The sequence below is a fragment of the Kosakonia sp. YIM B13588 genome, assembly GCF_042788165.1.
Lineage (GTDB): Bacteria > Pseudomonadota > Gammaproteobacteria > Enterobacterales > Enterobacteriaceae > Kosakonia > Kosakonia sacchari.
The window spans coordinates 48,944-72,879 of the sequence record NZ_JBHZPO010000001.1 but is presented as its reverse complement, the minus strand read 5'-3'; the positions used below and the strand labels follow the sequence as shown (position 1 = coordinate 72,879).

25 protein-coding genes are annotated in these 23,936 nt (G+C 53.3%); 3 read left to right on the top strand and 22 right to left on the bottom strand.

Annotated features, from left to right (window positions below; all coding sequences use genetic code 11):
- Window positions 1–389: 389 nt before the first annotated feature.
- From ACFX4U_RS00390 to hinT, 8 genes are all read right to left on the bottom strand, one after another.
- Complete coding sequence (locus tag ACFX4U_RS00390; RefSeq protein WP_065368729.1) at window positions 390–929, bottom strand: glycine zipper 2TM domain-containing protein; 540 nt, start codon at window positions 927–929, stop codon at window positions 390–392.
- Between the two features lie 195 nt (window positions 930–1,124).
- Complete coding sequence (locus tag ACFX4U_RS00385) at window positions 1,125–2,429, bottom strand: NAD(P)/FAD-dependent oxidoreductase (RefSeq protein WP_200552871.1); 1,305 nt, start codon at window positions 2,427–2,429, stop codon at window positions 1,125–1,127.
- Window positions 2,430–2,687: 258 nt separating this feature from the next.
- Window positions 2,688–3,230, bottom strand: a complete 543-nt coding sequence (gene ycfP / locus ACFX4U_RS00380; protein WP_020457464.1) for an alpha/beta hydrolase YcfP — start codon at window positions 3,228–3,230, stop codon at window positions 2,688–2,690.
- 36 nt (window positions 3,231–3,266) lie between these two features.
- Window positions 3,267–4,292 (bottom strand): beta-N-acetylhexosaminidase, encoded by a 1,026-nt coding sequence (gene nagZ / locus ACFX4U_RS00375; RefSeq protein ID WP_313509664.1) that lies wholly within the window; start codon window positions 4,290–4,292, stop codon window positions 3,267–3,269.
- A gap of 11 nt (window positions 4,293–4,303) precedes the next feature.
- A complete protein-coding gene (thiK, locus tag ACFX4U_RS00370; protein ID WP_313509667.1) occupies window positions 4,304–5,119 on the bottom strand; it encodes a thiamine kinase in 816 nt (271 codons plus the stop codon).
- The gene (gene lpoB / locus ACFX4U_RS00365) at window positions 5,100–5,759 is read right to left on the bottom strand and encodes a penicillin-binding protein activator LpoB (protein WP_313509670.1); all 660 of its coding nucleotides are present in this window, start codon (window positions 5,757–5,759) and stop codon (window positions 5,100–5,102) included. Before lpoB ends, thiK begins: the two co-directional genes overlap by 20 nt.
- Before the next feature lie 10 nt (window positions 5,760–5,769).
- Window positions 5,770–6,144 (bottom strand): YcfL family protein, encoded by a 375-nt coding sequence (locus ACFX4U_RS00360; RefSeq protein ID WP_200552867.1) that lies wholly within the window; start codon window positions 6,142–6,144, stop codon window positions 5,770–5,772.
- Between the two features lies 1 nt (window position 6,145).
- On the bottom strand, window positions 6,146–6,505 hold the full coding sequence (gene hinT, locus ACFX4U_RS00355; RefSeq protein WP_020457459.1) for a purine nucleoside phosphoramidase: 360 nt from the start codon (window positions 6,503–6,505) through the stop codon (window positions 6,146–6,148).
- Between the two features lie 339 nt (window positions 6,506–6,844).
- Between hinT and fhuE the strand changes: the two genes are divergently transcribed.
- Complete coding sequence (gene fhuE, locus ACFX4U_RS00350) at window positions 6,845–9,058, top strand: ferric-rhodotorulic acid/ferric-coprogen receptor FhuE (protein ID WP_313509675.1); 2,214 nt, start codon at window positions 6,845–6,847, stop codon at window positions 9,056–9,058.
- Between the two features lie 525 nt (window positions 9,059–9,583).
- Here the strand turns inward: fhuE and ptsG are convergent.
- The 14 genes from ptsG to yceD form a co-directional block, all read right to left on the bottom strand.
- Complete coding sequence (gene ptsG, locus ACFX4U_RS00345) at window positions 9,584–11,017, bottom strand: PTS glucose transporter subunit IIBC (protein ID WP_017456430.1); 1,434 nt, start codon at window positions 11,015–11,017, stop codon at window positions 9,584–9,586.
- 299 nt (window positions 11,018–11,316) lie between these two features.
- Window positions 11,317–12,111 carry a metal-dependent hydrolase gene (locus tag ACFX4U_RS00340; protein ID WP_305736385.1) on the bottom strand — a complete coding sequence of 265 codons (795 nt, stop codon included), beginning with the start codon at window positions 12,109–12,111 and terminating at the stop codon, window positions 11,317–11,319.
- Window positions 12,112–12,120: 9 nt separating this feature from the next.
- Complete coding sequence (holB, locus tag ACFX4U_RS00335; protein WP_313509678.1) at window positions 12,121–13,125, bottom strand: DNA polymerase III subunit delta'; 1,005 nt, start codon at window positions 13,123–13,125, stop codon at window positions 12,121–12,123.
- A complete protein-coding gene (gene tmk / locus ACFX4U_RS00330) occupies window positions 13,122–13,763 on the bottom strand; it encodes a dTMP kinase (protein WP_200552861.1) in 642 nt (213 codons plus the stop codon). The genes holB and tmk overlap by 4 nt, the downstream gene beginning before the upstream one ends.
- Window positions 13,753–14,775, bottom strand: a complete 1,023-nt coding sequence (gene yceG / locus ACFX4U_RS00325) for a cell division protein YceG (RefSeq protein WP_305736387.1) — start codon at window positions 14,773–14,775, stop codon at window positions 13,753–13,755. Before yceG ends, tmk begins: the two co-directional genes overlap by 11 nt.
- Entirely contained in the window at window positions 14,772–15,587 is an 816-nt protein-coding gene (pabC, locus tag ACFX4U_RS00320; RefSeq protein ID WP_305736388.1) for an aminodeoxychorismate lyase, read from the bottom strand. The genes yceG and pabC overlap by 4 nt, the downstream gene beginning before the upstream one ends.
- A 116-nt stretch (window positions 15,588–15,703) precedes the next feature.
- Window positions 15,704–16,945, bottom strand: coding sequence for a beta-ketoacyl-ACP synthase II (gene fabF, locus ACFX4U_RS00315; RefSeq protein ID WP_200552859.1), 1,242 nt, complete (start codon window positions 16,943–16,945; stop codon window positions 15,704–15,706).
- Window positions 16,946–17,036: 91 nt separating this feature from the next.
- Window positions 17,037–17,273 carry an acyl carrier protein gene (acpP, locus tag ACFX4U_RS00310; RefSeq protein ID WP_000103754.1) on the bottom strand — a complete coding sequence of 79 codons (237 nt, stop codon included), beginning with the start codon at window positions 17,271–17,273 and terminating at the stop codon, window positions 17,037–17,039.
- Window positions 17,274–17,427: 154 nt separating this feature from the next.
- Window positions 17,428–18,162, bottom strand: coding sequence for a 3-oxoacyl-ACP reductase FabG (gene fabG / locus ACFX4U_RS00305; RefSeq protein ID WP_017456423.1), 735 nt, complete (start codon window positions 18,160–18,162; stop codon window positions 17,428–17,430).
- 12 nt (window positions 18,163–18,174) lie between these two features.
- Complete coding sequence (fabD, locus tag ACFX4U_RS00300; RefSeq protein WP_313507154.1) at window positions 18,175–19,104, bottom strand: ACP S-malonyltransferase; 930 nt, start codon at window positions 19,102–19,104, stop codon at window positions 18,175–18,177.
- 16 nt (window positions 19,105–19,120) lie between these two features.
- Window positions 19,121–20,074: a beta-ketoacyl-ACP synthase III gene (locus ACFX4U_RS00295; protein WP_020457448.1), complete on the bottom strand. Its 954-nt coding sequence runs from the start codon at window positions 20,072–20,074 to the stop codon at window positions 19,121–19,123.
- 6 nt (window positions 20,075–20,080) lie between these two features.
- A complete protein-coding gene (gene plsX / locus ACFX4U_RS00290; RefSeq protein ID WP_313507155.1) occupies window positions 20,081–21,169 on the bottom strand; it encodes a phosphate acyltransferase PlsX in 1,089 nt (362 codons plus the stop codon).
- 79 nt (window positions 21,170–21,248) lie between these two features.
- A complete protein-coding gene (rpmF, locus tag ACFX4U_RS00285) occupies window positions 21,249–21,422 on the bottom strand; it encodes a 50S ribosomal protein L32 (RefSeq protein ID WP_007374494.1) in 174 nt (57 codons plus the stop codon).
- A gap of 16 nt (window positions 21,423–21,438) precedes the next feature.
- Window positions 21,439–21,960 (bottom strand): 23S rRNA accumulation protein YceD, encoded by a 522-nt coding sequence (gene yceD, locus ACFX4U_RS00280; RefSeq protein WP_065368743.1) that lies wholly within the window; start codon window positions 21,958–21,960, stop codon window positions 21,439–21,441.
- A 141-nt stretch (window positions 21,961–22,101) separates the two neighbouring features.
- Here yceD and ACFX4U_RS00275 point away from each other — a divergent pair, with 141 nt between their 5' ends.
- Window positions 22,102–22,686 (top strand): nucleoside triphosphate pyrophosphatase, encoded by a 585-nt coding sequence (locus ACFX4U_RS00275; RefSeq protein WP_313507158.1) that lies wholly within the window; start codon window positions 22,102–22,104, stop codon window positions 22,684–22,686.
- An 85-nt stretch (window positions 22,687–22,771) separates the two neighbouring features.
- Window positions 22,772–23,923, top strand: coding sequence for an alpha/beta fold hydrolase (locus ACFX4U_RS00270; protein WP_313507159.1), 1,152 nt, complete (start codon window positions 22,772–22,774; stop codon window positions 23,921–23,923).
- The last annotated feature ends 13 nt before the right edge of the window (window positions 23,924–23,936 follow it).

Sequence of the window (23,936 nt, the reverse complement as noted above, 5' to 3'; positions counted from 1 at the left end):
AGTCCGGATGATACAACTAATGAGCATCATGATGATGCAGCTATGTACTTGCTTTCCTTTGCTCTCACCCTAAGTGCTGAATTAAACGACTTTCGAGGATAAAGGGTATTTACCTGTACTTAACACATGCAGAAGGAAAATGGAGATGATTTTGCTATTACCATTCATTAAAGTGTTAATAGTAATAACATTATTATTTGGTCTGTGGGTTTTGTTGGGTGGTTCAGTACTGTTTGCGTTTATCTCAATTGTGATAACAGGCCTGCTGCTGGTTCGCCAACACGACTTCATTTGACTGATTAAAGCCTTGCAGAAATGTGAGGCTTTTTTAATGAAAAAAGGCTCCTCAGCCTGAGCGATGAGGAGCCAACATGCAGAGTACTTCTGTTTTACGCTTTGTTATTCAAAACCAGTTGACCATTGCCATCCAGCGGGATTTGCGTACCAGGATCTTTATCCATGCGGATTTTCCCCTGCTGGTCACCAATTTTATACGTCACGTCATAACCGAGCATTTTTTCTGACTTGTCATACACGGTGCTGCAACGTTGCTGGTTCGTAGTGTAGGTATCCCTTTCTTGCATCCCGCCCTGAATCTGATTACCGGCGTAACCGCCGCCCAGCGCACCAACGACCGTGGCGACATCTTTACCGCGACCACCACCAAACTGGTGCCCCAGCACGCCACCCGCCACCGCGCCAAGAACAGAACCGGTAATACGGTTTTCATCTTGTACGGGACGACGATGCGTCACTGTCACATTTCGACACTCCTGACGTGGTGTTTTAACCGTTTCCTTGATTGGCGTCGCAGAAACCACTTGCGCGTACTGAGGACCGCGCTCAAACACGTTCAGGCTGGCAACTGCGGCAACGCCCAGTGCAGCGGCCACGCCAATACCGATACCCGCTAACATTGATTTGTTCATCAGGATTCTCTCCCTGTTTGCTATTGGTAACAATTTTGCAACTTCGCAAGCAAGGAAGCCAATCAGAAAGAGCGTAAAAAGAGGGATAGTGGGCAGGAAAATGACGACATTCAGAGTTATCCGAGCGGTTTAACACCACCTGTAGCGCGATATGCTGCTCCCTGGGCAGATAACACCGCAGGGAGCAGAACAGCGTTAGTGCAATTTGAGACGCGGGCGGATCACCCGGTTAATACTGCCGACCAGCATCATCAGGCCCGTTTTGAAATACCCATGCAGCGCGACCTGGTGCATACGGTACAGCGAGATATACACAAAGCGTGCGATACGGCCTTCAACCATCATCGAACCGCGCATCAGGTTGCCCATCAGACTGCCAACAGTCGAGAAATTGGACAGGGAAACCAGCGAGCCATGATCTTTATAGACATACGATTTCAGCGGCTTACCTTTGACCTGCGCCAGAATGTTATGCAAAGCAAGGCTTGCCATCTGGTGAGCGGCCTGCGCACGCGGCGGTACAAAACCACCTTCCGGTCGTGCACACGACGCGCAATCGCCAATTGCGTAAATGTCCGCATCGCGGGTGGTTTGCAATGTTGGTTCGACCACCAGCTGGTTAATACGGTTGGTTTCCAGCCCGCCAATCTCTTTCATAAAGTCCGGCGCTTTGATACCCGCCGCCCACACCATCAGATCGGCGTTGATATATTCGCCCTCTTTCGTGTGCAGACCGCCTTCATCGGCGCTGGTCACCATCGTTTGGGTCAGTACGCGTACGCCCATTTTGGTCAACTCGTTATGCGCGGCACCGGAAATACGTGGCGGCAGCGCAGGCAGAATACGTTCGCCGGCTTCCACCAGCGTCACGTTCAGCGCTTCGTTTGTCAGGCCTTTATAACCATAACTGTGCAGCTGTTTCACCGCGTTGTGCAGCTCCGCAGAGAGTTCAACACCGGTTGCCCCACCGCCAACAATCGCAATGTTGACTTTGCCATTAGCGCCAAGGTTTGCCGAATATTTCAGGAACAAATTGAGCATCTCTTGATGGAAACGACGCGCCTGGTGCGGGTTGTCGAGGAAGATACAGTGCTCTTTCACGCCAGGCGTGTTGAAGTCGTTCGAGGTACTGCCGAGCGCCATTACCAGCGTGTCATAGGCCAGTTTGCGTTCCGGAACCAGCAAATCACCCTTCTCGTCGCGCAGTTCAGCAAGCGTAATGGTTTTGCTTTCACGATTAATATCGACGACAGAACCGAGCTGGAACTGAAAATGGTGATTACGCGCATGCGCCAGGTAGCTCAGCGCATCGACACCTTCATCCAGCGAACCCGTCGCCACTTCGTGCAGCAACGGCTTCCACAAATGGCTGTGGTTACGATCGACAAGCGTGATTTTCGCTTTTTTGCCGCGACCAAGCTTTTTACCTAACTGCGTCGCCAGCTCCAGACCACCAGCACCACCGCCTACAATCACAATTTTCTTCAATGGTGTAGTCAACGTGACCCCCTAAAATATTAACCAATTGTTAATTAAAAGTTATTAAAATAGCTTTTAATTAACAACAAGTTACGCACTCACAACCAGATATTGACGCCGAGAATAACACGAACGGTTCAATGGTCATACCAAAATTGATATGCATCAAGTTTTGATGCTTAAAAGATGAGCAAGTGTAGCCGACAGGCAAAATAATGCCCGGCGAAACGCAGAGATAAAATAACGCCGGCAGGTGAGATAACCTGCCGGAAAGGGGGATTAACCGAGGGTTTTAAAGGCTTTTATACGCTGGAGATGCGGTGAGATGTTCTTGAATTTATGCGACTGTTCTTCGTCCCAGACAATTTCGTAATAGGGGTGCAACTCCTCGGCTGAGCGCTGGCTGTTCAGTGCTTCATCCTGGCGCGAGAGGATCACCAGGCAACGATCGCGATTTTTCTCACGAAAGTTGGAAACGCATTTGGTGGCAATGTCCTGGTACTCTTCCGGGCGGTCAATTTTCCCTTCCATGTTCTCGTAAGGAAACAGGTTAGGATTGAGGATCACCTGACGGATATCGCACAGGAAACCGATGCGCTCTGCCCAGTAACCGCCAAGGCCGACACCGCAAATCAGCGGACGCTCGTCGATATTGAGCTGCAACATCTTATCCACTTCTTTCAGCAGATGCTGCATATCATGCTTCGGATGGCGCGTGCTGTAGCTAATCAGACGCACATCCGGATCAATAAACTGCAGCTGCAACACTTTTTCATGGTTGCCGGGGCTGTTTGAGTCAAAACCGTGTAAATAGATAATCATGGTATCCTCACCACTTCGACATCGCGTCCGCAGGAATTAACGAGCCTCTTTGTGCTCCTGCCAGCGTGCATGCAGCTGCTCCAGCTGGTTATGAGTAGCCTTCCAGCGCGCTGAACTCATCAACTCCTGACGAGAATATGAACCTTTATGATACAAATGCGTAACACGTTGTGCATTGATCGGCGACAGGTTATCCAACACGCTTACTGCGCCTTTACGATTATTACAGACCAGGATCATATCGCAACCGGCATCCAGCGATGCCTGGCCACGTTCAGCGTAACTTCCCATGATAGCCGCGCCTTCCATTGACAAATCATCCGAAAAAATCACGCCGTCAAAACCCAGCTCTCCGCGTAATACGGTTTTCAGCCAATATGGCGAGCCGCTGGCCGGACGCGGATCCGCGTCGGTATAGATCACATGCGCGGGCATAATTGCATCAAGTTTGTTTTGCTCAATCAGGTTGCGGAAAATCGTCATATCATGCGCGCGGATCTCGCCTTGTGGTCGCGGATCGCGTGGCGTCTCTTTATGGGAATCGGCCGTAACCGCCCCGTGACCGGGAAAGTGTTTACCGGTAGTTTTCATCCCCGCGCTGTGCATCCCGTCGATAAAGCTCGTCGCCATAGCCAACGCGTTCACCGGATCTTCATGATACGAACGCTCGCCAATCGCCGCGCTAATATGCCCAACATCCAGCACCGGGGCAAAACTGATGTCGATATCCATGGCGATCATTTCGCTGGCCATTATCCAACCCGCTTCCTGCGCCAGGCGACCGCCCTCCTCCAGCCCATGCAAAGCAGCGAAAGATTGTGCGGCGGGTAAACGCGTAAAGCCGTCGCGAAAACGCTGTACGCGCCCGCCTTCCTGATCAACCGCCACCACCAGACGATGATGCGAAGCGCTGCGGATCTGGCGCACCAGTTCCCGTAATTGCTCGGGATCGTGATAATTACGGGTAAAGAGGATCAGGCCACCAACCAGCGGATGCGCCAGAATCTCGCGCTCTTCCGCATCCAGTTCGTACCCTTCCACATCCAACATCACTGGGCCCACATTTACCTCTCTTATTCTTTTGTCGCTAACTGACGCCATATTTCATTCGCCAGAGTAATAAATTGTTGTTCGCCCGTTTGCTGCCAGCGGCACTCATACCAGCCAGCCATCAGCATCAGAACCCACGGACGCCAGCGCCGGACTTGGCGCCACAGCTGAGCGGGATTGATAGCAGCCTGTTGCGCATAGTGATTCACCAGTTCCTGCCGCTCTGCTTCGTTTTTCGTCCATATTGCCGCCAATTCCAGTGCGATATCGCCATCGCCCGCGTATTCCCAGTCGATCAGACGCAGCCCCGAAGCACTCTGCACCAGGTTTCCGGCGTGGACATCCATATGTAATGGTGCCAGCCGTAGCGGCACAGGCTCTTTTTGCTGGCGAAGCTGCTTTAACTGGCGCAGCCAGAACGGCGTTCGCCGCGAACGTGCGCTCTGCTGCCAGTACCCCTCAAGCAGCGGCAATAAAGTTATCCGCCAGCCAAACAGCGGTTGTCGGTGTAAATCGTACAGTAACGGCACCAGCACCCCGGCATGCGGCAGCCCGGCGCAGACCTCGCCGGGTAGATAATCGACCGCCATCCACTCGCCGGTGAATAAGCGCGGGCGTGGAGCAATAGAAGCGGGCAAGCGGCGGAGTAAGCGATACTGGCGCAGAAACGGCGATGATGTCGCCTGGTGCCGTTTTCGCAACACCAGCGTATGCCGCCCATCGCTAATAAGACAACTCCCGCCGCTGAGGCCGGTATTCTGGCTGGCGACGGGAGTATAGGTCGGAAAGTAGCGTGACAACACCTCGTCACGCGTCTGCTTATTGTTGCTGAACCGCACCTTTACCCGACCAGATAATTTCGCCGGTTTGTACCAGCATTAATTGCATTTGCAGCGCCGGTGCGTTGACATTCCCGGTCGCGTTGGAGTAGAGCACATACTGCGCCCCGACGTTACGGGCGATACCGATGGCTTTACTGCGCGTACCGAGGCTGTCCTGTGGAGAGAGCCCCAGTTGCTGCTTCGCGACCGCCAGTTGCTGCTCGGTAACAAGCGTAAATTTACCGTTATTTGCTAACGCGTTGCGCACCACACCCGTTGCTTCGCCCGTGTTGATGGAACCGTTGGTTCGGTTATTGACGCTATCCACTAACAGCACGCTACCTGCGTTCGCACCGCTGGCCTGCAACATTTTGCCGACCATCGGCTGAACGGCGCTGTTCCAGTCAAAATGACGCTCGCGCGGCGCAGGTTGCCCCGTTTGGTCCTGGTGCTCAATCGGCCCCGGTTGCTGCTGCGGCAGCGTCGGGACAGAAGGCACCTCCGGCACCGGTTGCTGCGGCTGTACCGGCGTGGGTTGTTGCGGCGTGCCTGCACCACCCGCCTGATCAACCGGCGCAGGTTGCTGATCGCTAATACAGCCCGCAAGCAACACGGCCAGGGTTGTCAAAAGCGCGTAGCGTCCAATAGTTTTAATCAAGAGTCACCCCTTACAGGTAAAGATAAAGTCTGACGCTGTGCGCACCCAAATAGTTGGCGCTGCCATAGAGCGTCACGCCCGAATTTCCCGGGATCGTGACGGTTCGCGGCGCTTCCAGCGGGTGCATTTCCAGACCTCTGGCGTCATACCAGAAAAAACGATAATGCACGGTAACGGGCTGCTGTCGTTCATTAAATAACCGTGAAGACGCGGAAGGCTGGAGTTCCTGCGTACTTAACGTCGGCGGCTGCGCAATAATCCCTGAGGCCAGAATGCTCGATTCCATCACTAACGTCTGGTCGTCGGCGACCGGGATCGTTGGACGTGAGCTGCACCCCACCAGAGCCAGCGCTGCCAGCCATAACGCGACACGCCCGTTCGTCATATCAAAGACCTTTATGAGCCAGCATCGGCCCTAATGCGCGCCCGCCGAGCAGGTGCATATGAATATGGTAAACCTCCTGCCCGCCATGACGATTACAGTTCATGATCAAACGGTAACCGTCTTCTGCAATTCCCTCATCGCGGGCGATTTTCGCCGCAACCGTTACCATGCGCCCCAGCGCCTGCTCGTGCGCTTCGGTCACGTCGTTCACGGTTGGGATCAGGATGTTTGGCACAATCAGGACATGGGTTGGAGCCTGCGGAGAGATATCGCGAAAAGCGGTAACCAGTTCGTCCTGGTAAACAATATCCGAGGGAATTTCGCGGCGAATGATTTTACTGAAAATGGTTTCTTCGGCCATGACGTTTTCCTTTTATGTACGCGGAGCCAGCCCGCAGCCGTCGTCAATTACGTGCCCTAGAGTATGATCGAGATTCTCTTGTTGTTTCAACCAAAACGCTGTTTTTCTTTCACCTTTCCCGCTTTGCTGGCGTGCAAATCGCCTGTATTTAAGCGGCGTTACGGTGAAATGGCATTTCAGTAGTGAATATTACATCTGTTTACATTCATTAAGTGAATGCGTATATTTCGCATTTGCATTTTCATGCGCAATTATTACCAGACGAATTACAAAACCCGCCTGACGCGACAACGTATCGCGGCAAGGCTTTCCCTCTAACGCACCATTAAGGGTTTATTCATGTCTTTCACTCATCACGCCAGGAACGAAGCGCGTTCATTAGCCGCTACACCGTCTCTGCTTGCCGCCTGCATTGCAATGGCTTTAGTCCCCTCTGCTGCGTTTGCGGCAGATACCGCTGCAGCATCTGAAGATACGGTTGTGGTTGATGGCGCAGCGTTAAGCACCGCTGACAGCCAGGCACAAGACTACAGCGTGAAAACCACCACCACAGGCACCAAGCTGTTACTGGTTCCACGCGACATCCCGCAATCAGTGAGTGTGGTCAGCCAGCAGCGTATGCAGGATCAGCAGTTAAATACCATCGAACAAGTGCTGGATAATACGATTGGCGTCAGCGCATCGCGCATTGATACCCACCGCACGAACTTCTTCGCGCGCGGCTTTTTCGTCAGTAACTTTGCTTATGAAGATATGCCGACATTTCTTGATAACCGCTGGAATTTTGGTGATACCGCAGGCGACACGGCAATTTATGACAAGATTGAAGTGGTGCGCGGCGCGGCCGGTCTGATGAGTGGAACAGGTAATCCCTCTGCTTATGTCAACATGGTGCGTAAACATGCTGACAGCAAAGAATTTAAAGGAACCGCAACCGCGACTTACGGTAGCTGGGACGATCAGCGCTATGTGCTGGATCTGCAAGCGCCGCTGACCGAATCCGGCAACGTGCGCGGCCGGGTTATCACCGGTTACCAGGATAAAGATTCGTGGGTTGAACGTAACCACTATCGCAAAAAATTCGTCACCGGTGTAGTGGATGCGGATATCACCGACTCCACCACCCTTTCTCTTGGCTATGACTATCAGGAAAGTGAAGAAGACAGCCCGACCTGGGGCGGTTTCCCGTCACTGTATAGCGACGGCAGCCGCACGCATTTCCGCCGTGGTTTCAATACGGCGGCAGACTGGGCTTACTCCAATGTCGACTCTTCAAAAATTTTCGCCAACCTGACCCAGCGTTTTGACAACGGCTGGGAAGCGAAAGTTAACGCCATGCATGCAGAAACAAATTTCGACAGCAAGTTGATGTATATCGACGGTTACCCGGATAAAACCACCGGTCTGTATGATGCCTCGCAGTGGCAAGGCGCATGGGGCGGCTGGAACCGTGGCGAGCGCAAACAAGACTCCATCGATGCGTTTGTGCGCGGTGGGTACGATTTGTTTGGTCGCCAGCACGAAGTGATGTTCGGCGGTAGCTACAGCCGCCAGCGCAATAATTATGACAACTCATACCCGGTTAATGACAATTCCGGCCTGATGGATGTCGGCAACATTCATAAATATAACGGTAACACGCTGGCCGACCCGAGTTGGTCTGACTGGGCGCTCTACCAGCGCGATGTGATCCGCCAGAAATCACTGTATGCGGCAACACGTATCTCTTTAGCCGATCCGCTGCACTTGATCCTCGGCGCGCGTTATACCGAATGGAGCGCAAAATATAATCTGGAACGCAAGCCGGATGAGATCCGTAACAGCAAATCAGATGACGTCACGCCCTACGCTGGTCTGATTTATGACATTGATGACACCTGGTCTGTTTACGGTAGCTACACCTCTATTTTCGAACCGTCCAGCCAGCGCGATATCAACAGCGAGTTCCTGGAACCTACAACCGGTAAAAGCTATGAAGCCGGGATCAAGGGTGACTGGTATAACACACGTTTGACGGCGACCCTGGCGGTATTCCGTACCGAGCAGGATCACGTTGCCGTATCGACAGGCGAGTACATTCCGAACTCCGGCGGCCAGACAGCGTATAAATCCGTCAACGGCACGGTAAGCAAAGGCGTCGAATTTGAGCTCAATGGTGCTCTCACCGACAACTTACAGCTCACCTTTGGTGCCAGCCGTTTTATGGCTGAAGATGGTGACGGTGTAGCCGTTAACCCGGAACAGGCGCGCACTACCATGAAATTATTCACGCGTTACCAGTTGCCGATGCTGCCAGAGCTTTCCGTTGGCGGCGGCGCGCGCTGGCAGAATAAAACCTGGCAGGATATCAAAGGCCCGAGCGGCGACATGCGCATCACCCAGAGCGGTTATACGGTGGTGGATCTCTTCACCCGCTATCAGGCAACCAAAAACTTTGCGGTTCAAGCCAATCTAAATAATGTGTTCGATAAAGAGTATTACGACTATCTGGGCACTTACGGTGTGTACGGTGCGCCGCGTAACTTCTCCGTAAGCGCCAGCTACAGCTTCTGATAATCACAGTAGTGCACTCGCTAAGCCCGCCGTACGACACGCGGGCTTTTTTTATGCTCTACAGATTGTGTTTTCCAAAAACCGCGTGGCTCCCGCCAAAACCGCCATCACCGGTAACGGCCCTGCTTCCCCCCTGCCAGCATCAACGGGCCGTTTATGGCAGACCTTTTACCGCCGTACGTTTATCGCTAAACCTGAAGTGAGTTTGTGGGCGCGTTTGTGAGTCATATTCGGTGGCAATGACAGCGAGTGTGTCGGCACGGAGGCGATTAACAGCACACGGCCTGTTGACGGCGACTGACTTTTCCCTCTGCTTTTTCAGAACCGTGAAAATTTGCCGTTATAAAAAACACATTGATTGCGCCAGGAAAGGCATACCGGCGGACTGAAAAGGAAACCGCTGTCTGCTCCGTGACATGTAAATCCGCAACCAAAAACTGCTACTGACAACATCCATGAATGTGGTTTTCAGTGGGCAATAAAAAAGGGAGCCATCAGGCTCCCTCAGTCTCCCCAGACTATGGCTTAGTTGTTACGGATGTACTCATCCATTTCGGTTTTCAGGTTATCGGATTTAGTACCGAAAATTGCCTGCACACCGGAACCAGCAACAACCACACCCGCAGCACCCAGTTTCTTCAGGCCAGCCTGATCCACTTTCGCTACGTCAGCCACGCTGACACGCAGACGCGTGATGCACGCATCCAGGTTGGTGATGTTCTCTTTACCGCCGAACGCCGTAACCAGAGCCGGAGCCATTTCGCTGGTAACACCAGCTTTGCTCTCTTCAGTGGTGTCTTCACGACCCGGGGTTTTCAGATCCAGCGCTTTGATCAGCACGCGGAAGATGGTGTAGTAAACCACCGCGTAGCACGCACCGATAACCGGGAACAGCCACAGTTTGCTGCTGTTACCGCTCAGCACGATGAAGTCAATCAGACCGTGAGAGAACGAGGTACCGTCACGCATACCCAGCAGGATACAGATCGGGAATGCCAGACCAGCCAGAATCGCGTGGATAACGTACAGGATCGGCGCAACGAACATGAAGGAGAACTCGATCGGCTCGGTGATACCGGTCAGGAACGAGGTCAGCGCTGCGGAGATCATGATACCGCCCACTTTCGCGCGGTTTTCCGGTTTTGCAGAGTGCCAGATAGCGATAGCAGCAGCTGGCAGACCGTACATTTTGAACAGGAAGCCGCCAGACAGTTTGCCCGCAGTCGGGTCACCCGCCATATAACGCGGGATATCGCCGTGGAACACCTGACCTGCCGCGTTGGTGAATTCACCAATCTGCATCTGGAAAGGTACGTTCCAGATATGGTGCAGACCAAACGGCACCAGGCAACGTTCAATGAAACCGTAGATACCGAACGCCACAACCGGGTTCTGGTAAGCGGCCCACTGGGAGAAGGTCTGGATCGCAGTACCGATCGGCGGCCAAATGAAGGAGAGGATCACGCCGGTGAAAATCGCGGCCAGACCGGAGATGATCGGCACGAAACGTTTACCAGCGAAGAAGCCCAGATACTCAGGCAGCTTGATGCGATAGAAGCGGTTAAACATATACGCAGCAATCGCGCCGGAGATAATACCGCCGAGCACACCGGTATCAGCCAGGTGTTTTGCGGCAATTTCTTCAGCAGGTAAATGCAGAACCAGCGGCGCAACCACTGCCATGGTTTTCACCATGATGCCGTAGGCAACAACGGAGGCCAGCGCCGAAACGCCATCGTTATTGGTGAAGCCAAGCGCAACACCGATAGCGAAGATCAACGGCATGTTAGCAAAAACGGAACCGCCCGCTTCGGCCATAACGTGGGAAACCACTTCTGGCAGCCAGCTGAAGTTTGCAGAACCGACGCCCAGCAGGATACCTGCGATAGGCAGTACGGATACTGGCAGCATCAGCGATTTACCGACCTTCTGCAGGTTAGCAAATGCATTCTTAAACATAATTGAGAGTGCTCCTGAGTATTAGTGCTTTTTTCTACGCTTTCACGCATTGGCGAGGGGGGAGAACCGCGCCGTGGGAAGGGCATCTAAGCGCCCTTTATTTATTACACAGAGTAAAATAAATCAGTAAAAGTTTGTTTGACGGCTATCACGTTTCAGCTAGCGCCCGTCGCGAAACTCACATTGATTTACAAAAGGTGCCAGCTTCCGTATGAAAAACGACCGCCACCGCCTTTTTTATGGCGGTGAACTTTACTCCGATCGTTTATTAATTACGAGTACTAAAATAAGCTGACAGATCAGGCAGATTGCAGGCGGGAGAGGTCAACATGGAACAAACGGGCAAAGTTCTGTGTCGTTTGTTGCGCAAGTTCTTCGACAGAAACGCCTTTCAGCACCGCCATATATTCCGCCACATCGCGCGTCATCGCTGGCTGATTCTCTTTACCGCGATGCGGCACCGGGGCGAGATAAGGTGAATCGGTTTCGACCAGTAAGCGATCGAGCGGAATGTAACGTGCCGCATCACGCAACTGCTCTGCGTTGCGGAAGGTGACGATACCCGAAAACGAGATATAAAAGCCCATATCGAGCAGCTTACCCGCCGTTTCGCGATCTTCGGTAAAACAGTGCAACACGCCGCCACAATCCGTCACGCGCTCTTCCTGCAAAATCGCAAGCGTATCTTCTCGCGCATCGCGCGTATGGACGATCACCGGCTTGTTCAGTTCGCGACCAATACGGATATGGTTACGGAAGGATTCCTGCTGGCGCGGCTTCGTTTCCGGCGTATAAAAATAGTCCAGTCCGGTTTCACCCATCGCCACGACGCCCTCTTCCGCCGCCAGTTGGCGCAGCGTTTCAACGTCGTACTCTTCATCCTGATTCAGCGGATGCACACCGCAGGAAAAGACCACGTTCGGGCGCTCACCCACCAGCTCACGCATTGCGCGGTAACCCGGTAATGTCGTGGCAACCGCCAGACAAAACTTCACATCGCGCGCGGCGGCTTTCGCCAGTACGTCATCAACGTCTTTGTGCAAAGAGTGGTAATCCAGGCCATCGAGGTGGCAGTGCGAATCAACTAAAAACATAATCTTCTCTTACAGATGGGAGACAGGAAGCGTTACACCTGTTTGCTGGTAACGTTCCAGAGTTAACAATAGATCGGTCAGCAGCAACTCGCGGTTAACCCCAACCACACTAAGCAACTGTTCACGACAGGTAAAAATAGCATGCAGTAGCGCGTGCAGCGTTGGCGCTTGCACCTGGCGCGCCAGCTTCTCTACCAGCGCTAAGGCATCAACATTGCTGAGTAACGTCGCGCCTTGCTGCATTTTTAATGCATCAAGCAGCAACGCAGAGAGCCACTGTAAACGCTCAGCCACTTTATCGTGGTTCAGTGTCGGGAGCATCGCCAGCCAGTCACCGTTATTCAGCGCTGCCTTTGCCGCCTGGCAAAGCGTCTGCCGTTGCGCCCAAACATCGTCCTGAAGCAGCGCTTCTGCCGCACCAGGCGAACCGGCGCACAAACGTAATGCGGTCAGAATTGTCTCTTGCGAGGCGGTAACTTCCCGTGCAAGCCAGTTGCAGGCGTAGTTTTCTGCGGGAGGCGCAAGGTGGTGCAAGCGGCAGCGGCTGCGCAAGGTCGCTAATAATCTCGCCGGTTCGCGGCAGCCGAGGAAGAACCAGGTGCGCGCAGGCGGCTCTTCCAGAGTCTTCAGCAAGGCGTTGGCGGCAGCGTCGGTCAATAACGCGGCATCCTGGATCCACACCACTTTCGCGCCGCCCAGCCGCGCATGTTCGTAAAGCTTTTCACTCACTTCACGCACCGCATCAATGCCCAGCGCGGATTTTCCTTTTTCCGGTGCCAGTGCATAGTAATCAGGGTGCGTTCCAGCCTGCATAAGCTGACAGCCGCGGCAGTGACCGCAGCTTTTATGGCCTTCAGGTGTCTGGCATAACAGGAAACGGCTGATGGCGTAAATCAACGCATCTTCGCCCATCCCCGGCAGGGCGTGGATCAGCAACGCGTGGTGCCCACGACCGCTCTGATAACTGGCAACCAGTTGCTCAAAATCGGGACGCAGCCACGGATACCATTTCATGCGCCCTGCTCCTGCACCCAGGCTGTTACCGTCTGGCGGATATCGGCAATCACTTTATCCAGCGGTTGAGTAGCATCAACGGTGCGAATGCGCTCATCTTGCGCAGCCAGTTCAAGGTAGCGCGCGCGGGTACGATTAAAGAAATCCAGCGATTCTTGTTCAATGCGATCCAACTCGCCACGCGCACGCGCACGTTTCAGGCCGACTTCCGGCGTGACATCCAGATAGAGCGTCAAATCCGGGCGAAAATCTCCCAGTACGGCATCGCGCAGCGTGGCCAGCATGGTCTGATCAATGCCTCGTCCGCCGCCCTGGTACGCCTGCGTTGAGAGATCATGGCGATCGCCGATCACCCAGCAACCACGCGCCAGTGCAGGTTTAATGACGGTTTCTACCAGTTGAACCCGGGCGGCGTAAAACATCAGAACTTCGGCTTTATCGGTAATGACTTCATCACCAACGGAACGGATATCCAGCACCAGGCTACGCAATTTTTCTGCCAGCAGCGTACCGCCCGGTTCACGCGTAAACACCATTTCACCGACGCCAAGCTCTTTCAGCGTCTCAACGATGACATCGCGCGCCGTGGTTTTCCCTGCGCCTTCAAGCCCTTCGATAACGATGTATTTACTGCCCATTTTTTTCCTTAAGTACTTTCAGGTAGTCCTGCACTGCCCGGTTATGGCTGGCGAGATTGGTATTAAATGTATGTCCGCCTTTACCATCCGCGACAAAATAGAGATACGGCGTCTTCGCCGGATGCGCCGCCGCTTTCAGCGAAGCCTCACCAGGTGTGGCAATGGGGCCCGGCGGCAAACCGTTAATCACATAGGTGTTATAGTCGGTCGGCGTTTCCAGATCGGCGCGCGACAGCTTACCATTATAACGCGCGCCCATCCCGTAGATAACCGTCGGATCGGTCTGCAGCCGCATCCCGATGCGCAAGCGGTTAATAAAGACGGATGCCACCTGATCGCGTTCACTGGCGACAGCCGTCTCTTTTTCGACAATCGACGCCATCGTGACCAACTGATTCTGATCTTTATACGGTAGCCCTTCCATGCGCCCTTCCCAGGCTTGCTCCACCGCACGCGACATTTTCTGATGCGCGCGCTTGAGCAACGCAATGTCGGTCGTATTAGCGGTGTACATCCAGGTATCGGGCCAGAACCAGCCTTCAACCCATTGCGGGTGTTCCAGTTTCAGCGCATCGGCCACCGTGGCGTAATCATCATCTTTCAGTGTGTGCTTAATATACGGTGCGTCGCGCAGTTGCTTGAGGTAATCACTCAGGCGCATGCCTTCAACCAGACGCAGCGGAAACTGTGCTTCTTTACCGCTCTCCAGTAACTGCAGCATCTCGCGCACTGTCATCTTCGGTGTAAAACGGTAGGTGCCGGCTTTGAAATGTGAAAGATCCGGTTCCAGCCGCAACAGCCACTGAAACACGCGCGGGCGATTAATTACCTTTTCGCGATACAGCAATTCACCCAACGCCACACGACCGGTTCCGGCGGGCAGCGTGAAAATGGTTTCATCTTTAATCAGGATCTGGCTGTCCGCTAACTGGCGAACCTTCCAGACGCCTGCTCCCGCCGCGATAACCAGCAAAGCCAACAGGAGGAGAACTACGCGTAACATTTTCTTCATGACGGATTTATGCGCTCACACAAGGGGGCTAAAAAGTGGTACAAATCGCGCGCTGACCAGTGCTTTTCCGCCCACTGGCGAACGGGGACAACTGGCATCAACGCGTTACATATAATGACTTCGTCGGCCAGCATCAGCACATCGTGCCGCGCATTGACTTCGACAACCTCAAAAGGGGAAGTTTTCAGCTGGCGCAAACAATATTGACGCATGATGCCATTAACACCAGCCTGATCAACGCGCGGCGTGAAGACCTTCTTACCCTGCCGCCAGAAGATATTGGCGGCGCAGCATTCAATCAGCCAGCCTTCGCTATCCAGCACCAGCGCTTCATCAGCAGAGGTCTGCTCAAGCCCGGTACGAATCAATACCTGCTCCAGGCGGTTAAGGTGTTTGATCCCGGCGAGCATCGGGTTACGCCCGAGGCAAATATCACTCAGCGCCAGTGTTACCCCGTCCCGCCGCCAGCGAGCGTAATGCGCAGGGCTTGCTGATACCGACACTATCCGCGTCGGCGCTTCACAACCCGCTGCGCTATAGCCTCGTCCGCCACTGCCACGGCTGAGAATAACTTTCACCACACCCTCTTCTTTCTCTTTCGCGAGGTGTGCCATTTCCTGCGCCAGTATGTCCCAGTCGAGATAAGGGATCTGGAGCCGTTTACAGGCAAGACGCAGGCGCTGGAGATGCGCGTCAGGAAACTGAATTTGCCCGTCAAGGATGCGCGCGGTGGTAAAACAACCATCGCCAAATTGCGTCGCCCGATCATTCGCGGCAAGCCATTGCTGCTCTTTACCATTAATCAAGAACATAGAGGGCTCCTTATGCGTCTGACCGGACAGTTTGGCAGGATGAAAAGCGCAGGACAAGGGGATAAACCCGAATAGAAAAGGCCCGACAAGCGGGCCTTCATTACACGGCTAAATGATCAAACTTTCTTGAAGATCAACGAGCCGTTGGTGCCACCGAAACCGAAGGAGTTACACAGGGTATACTCCATGCCGCTCACCTGGCGTGCAACATGCGGCACAAAATCCAGATCGCAACCTTCATCCGGGTTATCCAGGTTGATGGTCGGCGGAACAGCCTGATCGCGCAGGGCGAGGATCGAGTAGATAGATTCTACTGCGCCTGCTGCACCCAACAGATGGCCGGTCATCGATTTGGTCGAGCTAACCATTACTGTGCGAGCCGCATCACCAAATACCGATTTCACGGCCTGCGCTTCTGCCATGTCACCCGCCGGCGTAGACGTACCGTGCGCATTAACATAGCCAATCTGGCCTGGGGTAATACCGGCATCACGCAGTGCATTAACCATCGCCTTCGCGGCGCCCGCACCATTTTCTGGCGGAGACGTCATGTGGTAAGCATCGCTGCTCATACCAAAGCCGACGATTTCAGCATAAATTTTCGCGCCGCGCTTTTTCGCATGCTCATACTCTTCCAGCATGATGATGCCAGCGCCATCGCCGAGAACAAAACCGTCACGCTCTTTGTCCCACGGACGGCTTGCCGCCTGCGGGTTATCGTTGCGGGTAGACAGCGCGCGCGCTGCGCCAAAGCCACCGACGCCTAACGGCGTACTGGCTTTTTCCGCACCGCCTGCCAGCATTGCGTCAGCATCGCCGTAAGCAATGATACGCGCCGCATGACCGATGTTATGCACACCAGAGGTACACGCAGTCGCGATGGAAATACTCGGACCTTGCAGACCGAACATGATAGTCAGATGACCTGCCACCATGTTAACAATCGTTGATGGTACAAAGAACGGACTGATTTTACGCGGCCCACCCTTGGCGAGGGAACTGTGGTTTTCTTCGATCAGGCCGAGGCCGCCGATACCAGAACCAATCGCTGCGCCAATACGGGATGCGTTCTCTTCTGTGACTTCAAGGCCGGAATCCTGCATGGCCTGAACGCCAGCCACAATTCCATATTGAATGAAGTCATCCATCTTGCGCTGTTCTTTGCGCGAGATGATTTCTTCACAGTTAAAATCCTTTACTAAGCCAGCAAATTTGGTTGCATAGGCGCTAGTATCGAAATGGTCGATCAGGCTGATGCCACTCTGACCGGCAAGGAGAGCTTTCCAGGTAGACTCTACGGTATTGCCGACAGGAGACAACATGCCAAGTCCGGTCACAACTACACGACGCTTAGACACGTTTGTCCTCCAGGGAGGGATAAAAAAAGAGATTCGTGGGATAACTACAGATAAAACTCAGGCGGTCGAGTGACCGCCTGGAGATGTTCACTTACGCCTGGTGGCCGTTGATGTAATCAATGGCAGCCTGAACGGTGGTGATCTTCTCAGCTTCTTCGTCCGGAATCTCAGTATCAAACTCTTCTTCCAGAGCCATTACCAGCTCAACGGTGTCAAGAGAATCAGCGCCCAGGTCTTCAACGAAGGAAGCATTGTTGGTAACTTCTTCCTGCTTAACGCCCAGCTGCTCGCCGATAATTTTCTTAACGCGTTCTTCGATAGTGCTCATACTCTTAAATTTCCTATCAAAACTCGCTTTCGCGATGGTTTTCGTAGTGTATAAAATGTTGAAAAATTTGCAACTAAATCCCGGCAGTTCTTACCACGATTTTACGCTATTTTGAGGCCTTTCGCCCTAATAACGCAAATAATTTTCATCGTGATTAAACCATATACATTCCGCCATTGACGTGCAGGGTTTCACCAGTGATGTAACCTGCCTCGTCAGAGGCTAAAAATGCAACCGCACTGGCGATTTCCTGAGCACCGCCAAGGCGACCCGCAGGAACCTGCGCCAGGATACCCGCACGCTGATCATCAGACAGCGCACGCGTCATGTCCGTTTCAATAAAACCCGGAGCAACAACGTTTACAGTAATACCGCGGGACGCAACTTCACGCGCCAGCGATTTACTGAAACCGATAAGACCCGCTTTCGCCGCAGCGTAGTTGGCCTGACCAGCATTTCCCATGGTACCAACCACAGAACCGATAGTGATAATACGCCCATGACGCTTTTTCATCATAGCGCGCATTACCGCTTTTGACAGACGGAAAACAGATGAAAGATTGGTGTCGAGAATATCGTTCCACTCATCCTCTTTCATGCGCATCAGCAGGTTGTCACGGGTGATCCCGGCATTATTTACCAGAATATCAACCTCGCCAAATTCTGCGCGAATATTTTCCAGAACAGATTCGATTGATGCAGCATCGGTCACATTCAGCAGCAGACCTTTGCCGTTCGCACCTAAATAGTCGCTGATCGCCTGCGCGCCGCTCTCGCTAGTCGCTGTACCGATTACCTTCGCGCCACGGGCAACGAGGGTTTCAGCAATAGCGCGACCAATACCGCGGCTTGCACCGGTTACCAGTGCGATTTTTCCTTCAAAACTCATGGTCTTCCTCTTTTATTGCGCAAGTGCCTCTGACACGGCAGCCGGCTCGTTGAGCGCAGATGCAGTCAGGGTGTCAACAATACGTTTAGTCAGGCCGGTGAGGACCTTACCCGGGCCAACTTCATACAGGTGTTCAATACCCTGCGATGCCATCAATTCAACGCTCTTCGTCCATTGCACGGGGCTGTACAGCTGGCGCACCAGCGCATCGCGAATCGCTTCTGGCGTCGTTTCGCACTTCACATCCACGTTATTTACAACCGGGATCTGCGGCGCGTTAAAAGTGATGTTATTTAATTCAGCGGCCAGTTTTTCTGCGGCAGGCTTCATCAAAGCACAGTGCGACGGTACGCTCACCGGCAGCGGCAGAGCACGTTTGGCACCTGCGGCTTTGCAAGCAGCACCTGCGCGCTCAACGGCTTCTTTATGACCGGCAATAACCACCTGGCCTGGCGAATTATAGTTCACCGGAGAGACAACTTGACCTTGTGCAGATTCTTCACATGCTTTGGCAATAGAAGCATCATCCAGGCCGATAATAGCAGACATCGCGCCAGTGCCCGCCGGCACGGCTTCCTGCATGAATTTTCCACGCAGTTCAACCAAACGAATCGCATCAGCAAACGCTATAACACCCGCACACACTAACGCGGAGTATTCGCCCAGGCTATGCCCCGCCATCAGCGCAGGCGTCTTACCACCCTGCTGCTGCCATACTCGCCAAAGCGCGACAGAAGCGGCCAGCAACGCCGGTTGTGTCTGCCAGGTTTTGTTCAGTTCTTCCGCCGGGCCTTGTTGCACCAGAGACCAGAGATCATAACCCAGAACAGCAGATGCCTCTGCGAATGTCTCTTCAATCACCGGATAAGCCGCAGCCATATCAGCTAACATACCGACGGTTTGGGAGCCTTGTCCCGGGAACACAAAAGCAAATTGCGTCATTTTTTTATCCTTATACTCAGAAACGAACCAGCGCCGAGCCCCAGGTGAACCCGCCACCAAACGCTTCCAGCAGGACAAGTTGTCCCGGCTTAATGCGCCCGTCGCGTACCGCTTCATCAAGCGCGCTGGGAACGGAAGCTGCGGAGGTGTTGCCATGGCGATCCAGCGTAACGACGACGCTATCCATCGACATGCCGAGCTTCTTCGCTGTCGCGCTGATAATGCGCAAGTTAGCCTGATGCGGCACCAGCCAGTCCAGCTCGCTACGCTCAAGATTATTGGCCGTCAATGTTTCATCAACAATACGCGCCAGCTCTGTCACCGCAACTTTGAATACTTCGTTACCCGCCATCGTCAGATAGGTCGGGTTTTCCGGATGCACACGATCAAGATTCGGCAGCGTCAGCAGCTCGCCGTAACTCCCGTCTGCGTGCATATGTGTGGAGATGATGCCTGGTTCTTCGGAAGTGCCCAGCACAACAGCGCCGGCGCCGTCACCAAACAGAATAATCGTACCGCGGTCGTCTGGATCTAATGTGCGTGCGAGCGCATCAGAACCAATAACCAATGCATGTTTCACCGCACCGGATTTAACATACTGATCGGCAATGCTCAACGCATAGGTGAAGCCCGCACAGGCAGCAGCAACGTCAAACGCCGGGCAGCCTTTGATTTCCAGCATGTTCTGGATTTGGCAAGCGGCACTCGGGAAAGCATGCGTTGCAGAAGTGGTAGCAACAATGATCAAGCCAATCTGATCGTTATCGATGCCCGCCATCTCAAGCGCACGCTTAGCGGCTTCATAGCCCATGGTCGAAACTGTTTCGTTTGCAGCGGCAATGCGGCGCTCACGGATCCCTGTACGGCTGACAATCCACTCGTCAGAGGTTTCCACCATTTTTTCTAAATCGGCGTTTGTCCGAACCTGCTCAGGCAGATAACTGCCGGTACCAATAATCTTCGTATACATGTACGCTCAGTCACTCTTGGGTAATATACACACGCTCTGATTTTCGCCATCCGTTGCAGACGAAGACGAGTGTGCATACACAGATTCCAGGCGAGCGGCGATCCGTTGTGGAACCTGCCGCTGCACCGCCTGCACTGCCTGCTCAATTGCTACGCAAAATGCGCGCTGATTCGCCGCACCATGACTCTTAATCACAGTGCCGCGCAATCCTAACAGACAGGCGCCATTATACTGGTCGGGGTTGAGGTGACTGAATCGCCTTGTCAGGCTTTTTTGTAACCAACGCTTTAATAAAATCAGCCACCACGACCTTTTTTTTCCTTCACCCTGCGATTTCAGCAGCGAAAGAAACATTCTGACAACACCTTCCATGGTTTTTAATGTGACGTTTCCGGTAAAACCGTCACACACCAGCACATCCGTTTTGCCGGTCAATAATTCGTTCGCTTCAAGATAACCAATGTAGTTCATTGAGGGCATGGCGCGTAATAATGCCGCAGCATCACGAATGCTATCGTGTCCTTTGGTCTCTTCTTCACCAATATTCAGTAGCGCCACTCTTGGGTTGGCAATACCGAGAATCTCTTCAGCCATCACCGCGCCCATCACGGCAAATTGCGCCAGCATCGTGCTGTCACAATCGACATTTGCCCCGAGATCCAGCACAACGGTCTTGCCTTTCTGTTGATGAGGCAACACGGTTACCAGCGCCGGGCGCTCAATCCCGTCAATCGGTTTGAGCAGCATTTTCGCTAAGCCCATCAGTGCACCGGTGTTTCCCGCACTCACACAGGCCTGGGCGCGACCTTCTTTGACCAACTCCAGCGCCATGCGCATAGAGGTACCACGGCTATTACGAATAGCCTGCGCGGCGCGCGCATCACTGGCAATAACTGACTGGGCAGGAACAATAAGCAAGCGCGAGCGTTGCTCGAAATCAGCTTTGGCAAGTAATGGCGTGATAGCGTCGGGATCGCCGACTAAAAGAAGGTTGAGTTGAGAATTAGAGTTCAGTGCCTGCAAAGCTGCAGGCACTGTCACGGATGGGCCAAAATCTCCCCCCATGACATCTAACGCCAGGGTTAGACGTGTCAAGGTATCGTCGCAGCCTGGTTCGGTCTATCCCCGCTTACGCGGGGAAATCCTCACTAAGCTTCATCACGCTTGCGCGTGATTACTTAGTGATAACCTTGCGACCGCGGTAGAAACCGTCGGCGGTAATGTGGTGACGCAGGTGGGTTTCACCAGAAGTTTTGTCTACAGACAGGCTGGTGACTGCGGTCAGCGCGTCATGGGAACGACGCATGCCACGTTTGGAACGGGTTGGTTTATTCTGTTGTACGGCCATGGACCTTACTCCTTAATTACTTACGCTTTAAGCTGGCTAATACGGCAAATGGATTTGGTTTCTGCGCTTCATCAGGCAGTTCCCCAAAGACCATGTCCGCCTCGGACACTTCACAGTGTTCAGAATCATGCACCGGAACTACCGGCAGGGAGAGAATGATTTCATCCTCGACCAGCGCCAGCAGATCGATTTCACCGAATTCGTTAACCTCAATCGGCTCATACGCTTCCGGCAGTGCTTCAGCCTGTTCGTCTGAACGCACAGGACTAAAACAATACGTGGTGTAGACCTGATGAGTGAACGGTTTCCCGCAACGCTGGCATTCGAGCGATACCGTTACCTTTGCATCGCCGGTTAAAACGGCAAGGCGCTGGTTGTCGATAACGAACGACATGGAGCATTCCACATCACTGTCTACGCTGACTACAGATTCAGCGACGCGCTCCGCCTGGTCGGGAGTATAGATACCCTCGTAATCAAGGCGTTTTTGAGCCGTGCGAACCGGATCAAGAGTCAGGGGTAATTTTACCTTTTGCATAGGGCGCGCATATTAACTTTGTAACGTCATATAGTCAAAGAAAAAGGCAGCCTGCGGTTGCCTTTTGCCAATAATTCGCACACATTGCGGCCTACAGTTTAAAATGCCTGTCATTGTTAAGCCATATTTGGTGAAAAAAATATGTCGCAAATTATTCTCGCTTCCACTTCTCCCTACCGCCGCGCCCTGCTCGACAAGCTCGGTTTACCCTTCGAATGCGCCGCGCCGCAGACAGACGAAACACCGCATGCAGGCGAAGCGCCTCGCCATTTAGTGCTCAGACTGGCGCAGGAAAAGGCGCAATCACTGGCGCAAAAATACCCTCAACATTTGATTATTGGTTCCGATCAGGTGTGCGTGCTTGACGGCGAAATTACCGGGAAACCGCATACGGAAGAGAATGCCCGCCAGCAATTAATGAAGGCCAGCGGCAATATTGTGACTTTTTATACTGGCCTGGCGCTGTTTAATTCCGCAACCGGTCATTTGCAAAAGGAATGTGAGCCTTTCGACGTCCATTTTCGCCGCTTAAGTGAACAGGAAATCGACGACTATATTCGCAAAGAGCGTCCGCTGAACTGTGCCGGTAGTTTCAAAAGCGAAGGGCTGGGTATTGCGTTGTTTGAACGACTTGAAGGGCGCGACCCAAATACATTGGTAGGTCTGCCGCTGATCGCGTTGTGCCAGATGCTGCGGCGTGAACATTGTAACCCGTTGTTAAGCTAATGCTTTCGTGATCACAGTTTCTTTTTTAGTCAGACGTTACATTCATCACCAATATTAAAACGCCGTTTTAATTCAAGGAGAGGTGATGAAGATTTTACGTACGTTGCCACTAATGTTTGCACTGCTGACGTCCGGCAATGTGTATGCGCAAGATGAGTGGCAAACAGAGGGCGTTGTTGAAGGCAATCTTCCGGCAAGCTGGCAAACACTGAAAGCGCAGATGCACTATCCCGACTCGTGGTTATCAGGCCACTTCAAAGATTTCCACCAATGGCAAGCACACAGCCGCCAGCTATTTCGCAGCGCCCTGCTCACCCCGAATGCCACTATACCTTTTTCCCCTCACTCGATAGCCAAAGAAGATCGCGGCAGCTATACCGCTGAAAAATTATCGCTGAACATTACGGATGATAACCGCATTTCCGCCCTGTTATTGATGCCGAAAACACCCGGCCCGCATCCTGCTATCGTTCTGTTGCACGATCATGGTTCGAAATTTGATATCGGCAAAGAGAAGCTGATCCGCCCGTGGGGTAACGCGGAACAACTCGCCAGTGCGCAAGCATGGGCTGACAAATTCTTCAGCGGGAAATTCATTGGCGATGAACTGGCGAGCCGGGGTTATGCGGTTATCGCGATCGACAGCCCCGGATGGGGCGATCGCGGCCCGATGGTTTATGAGCAGCAACAAGCACTGGCCAGCAACTACTTCAATCTGGGGCGCTCGCTGGCAGGCGAAGTAGCCTATGAGGATATGCGCACGGTCGATTTTATCGCCGCGCACGCAGGGGTGGACAGTAAACGCGTTGGCGTACTGGGTTTCTCAATGGGTGGTTTTCGCGCCTGGCAACTGGCGGCGTTGAGCGAAAAAGTCGCTGCTACAGCGGTTATTTCGTGGTTTGGAACTTATAACGGTTTGATGCAACCCGGCAATAACGTGCTCCGCGGTCAATCCGCGTTCTATATGTTACATCCGGGGATGCCCGCCCACCTGGATATTCCTGATATCGCCAGTATCGCCGCGCCGAAGCCGATGCTGATATTCAGCGGCGGCAAAGACAAACTCTTTCCGGCAGAGGCGGTAAAAGACGCTTTCGACAAAATGCATCGGGTCTGGTCTTCGCAGCAGGCAGACGACAAACTGGTGACGAAAAGCTGGCCTGAGCTGGGACACGTCTTTTATCAGGAGCAGCAAAATGAAGTGTTTCCGTGGCTGGACAGGTGGCTGAAGCCGTAAGCCAACCCCGTTT

Excerpts from the sequence above, each read along its gene's own strand:
- ACFX4U_RS00390 (WP_065368729.1), bottom strand. The coding sequence starts at position 929 with ATGAACAAATCAATGTTAGCGGGTATCGGTATTGGCGTGGCCGCTGCA.
- ycfP (WP_020457464.1), bottom strand. The coding sequence starts at position 3,230 with ATGATTATCTATTTACACGGTTTTGACTCAAACAGCCCCGGCAACCAT.
- ACFX4U_RS00360 (WP_200552867.1), bottom strand. The coding sequence starts at position 6,144 with ATGACGAACGGGCGTGTCGCGTTATGGCTGGCAGCGCTGGCTCTGGTG.
- hinT (WP_020457459.1), bottom strand. The coding sequence starts at position 6,505 with ATGGCCGAAGAAACCATTTTCAGTAAAATCATTCGCCGCGAAATTCCC.
- fhuE (WP_313509675.1), top strand. The coding sequence starts at position 6,845 with ATGTCTTTCACTCATCACGCCAGGAACGAAGCGCGTTCATTAGCCGCT.
- ptsG (WP_017456430.1), bottom strand. The coding sequence starts at position 11,017 with ATGTTTAAGAATGCATTTGCTAACCTGCAGAAGGTCGGTAAATCGCTG.
- ACFX4U_RS00340 (WP_305736385.1), bottom strand. The coding sequence starts at position 12,111 with ATGTTTTTAGTTGATTCGCACTGCCACCTCGATGGCCTGGATTACCAC.
- holB (WP_313509678.1), bottom strand. The coding sequence starts at position 13,125 with ATGAAATGGTATCCGTGGCTGCGTCCCGATTTTGAGCAACTGGTTGCC.
- tmk (WP_200552861.1), bottom strand. The coding sequence starts at position 13,763 with ATGGGCAGTAAATACATCGTTATCGAAGGGCTTGAAGGCGCAGGGAAA.
- yceG (WP_305736387.1), bottom strand. The coding sequence starts at position 14,775 with ATGAAGAAAATGTTACGCGTAGTTCTCCTCCTGTTGGCTTTGCTGGTT.
- pabC (WP_305736388.1), bottom strand. The coding sequence starts at position 15,587 with ATGTTCTTGATTAATGGTAAAGAGCAGCAATGGCTTGCCGCGAATGAT.
- acpP (WP_000103754.1), bottom strand. The coding sequence starts at position 17,273 with ATGAGCACTATCGAAGAACGCGTTAAGAAAATTATCGGCGAGCAGCTG.
- fabG (WP_017456423.1), bottom strand. The coding sequence starts at position 18,162 with ATGAGTTTTGAAGGAAAAATCGCACTGGTAACCGGTGCAAGCCGCGGT.
- fabD (WP_313507154.1), bottom strand. The coding sequence starts at position 19,104 with ATGACGCAATTTGCTTTTGTGTTCCCGGGACAAGGCTCCCAAACCGTC.
- ACFX4U_RS00295 (WP_020457448.1), bottom strand. The coding sequence starts at position 20,074 with ATGTATACGAAGATTATTGGTACCGGCAGTTATCTGCCTGAGCAGGTT.
- rpmF (WP_007374494.1), bottom strand. The coding sequence starts at position 21,422 with ATGGCCGTACAACAGAATAAACCAACCCGTTCCAAACGTGGCATGCGT.
- yceD (WP_065368743.1), bottom strand. The coding sequence starts at position 21,960 with ATGCAAAAGGTAAAATTACCCCTGACTCTTGATCCGGTTCGCACGGCT.
- ACFX4U_RS00275 (WP_313507158.1), top strand. The coding sequence starts at position 22,102 with ATGTCGCAAATTATTCTCGCTTCCACTTCTCCCTACCGCCGCGCCCTG.
- ACFX4U_RS00270 (WP_313507159.1), top strand. The coding sequence starts at position 22,772 with ATGAAGATTTTACGTACGTTGCCACTAATGTTTGCACTGCTGACGTCC.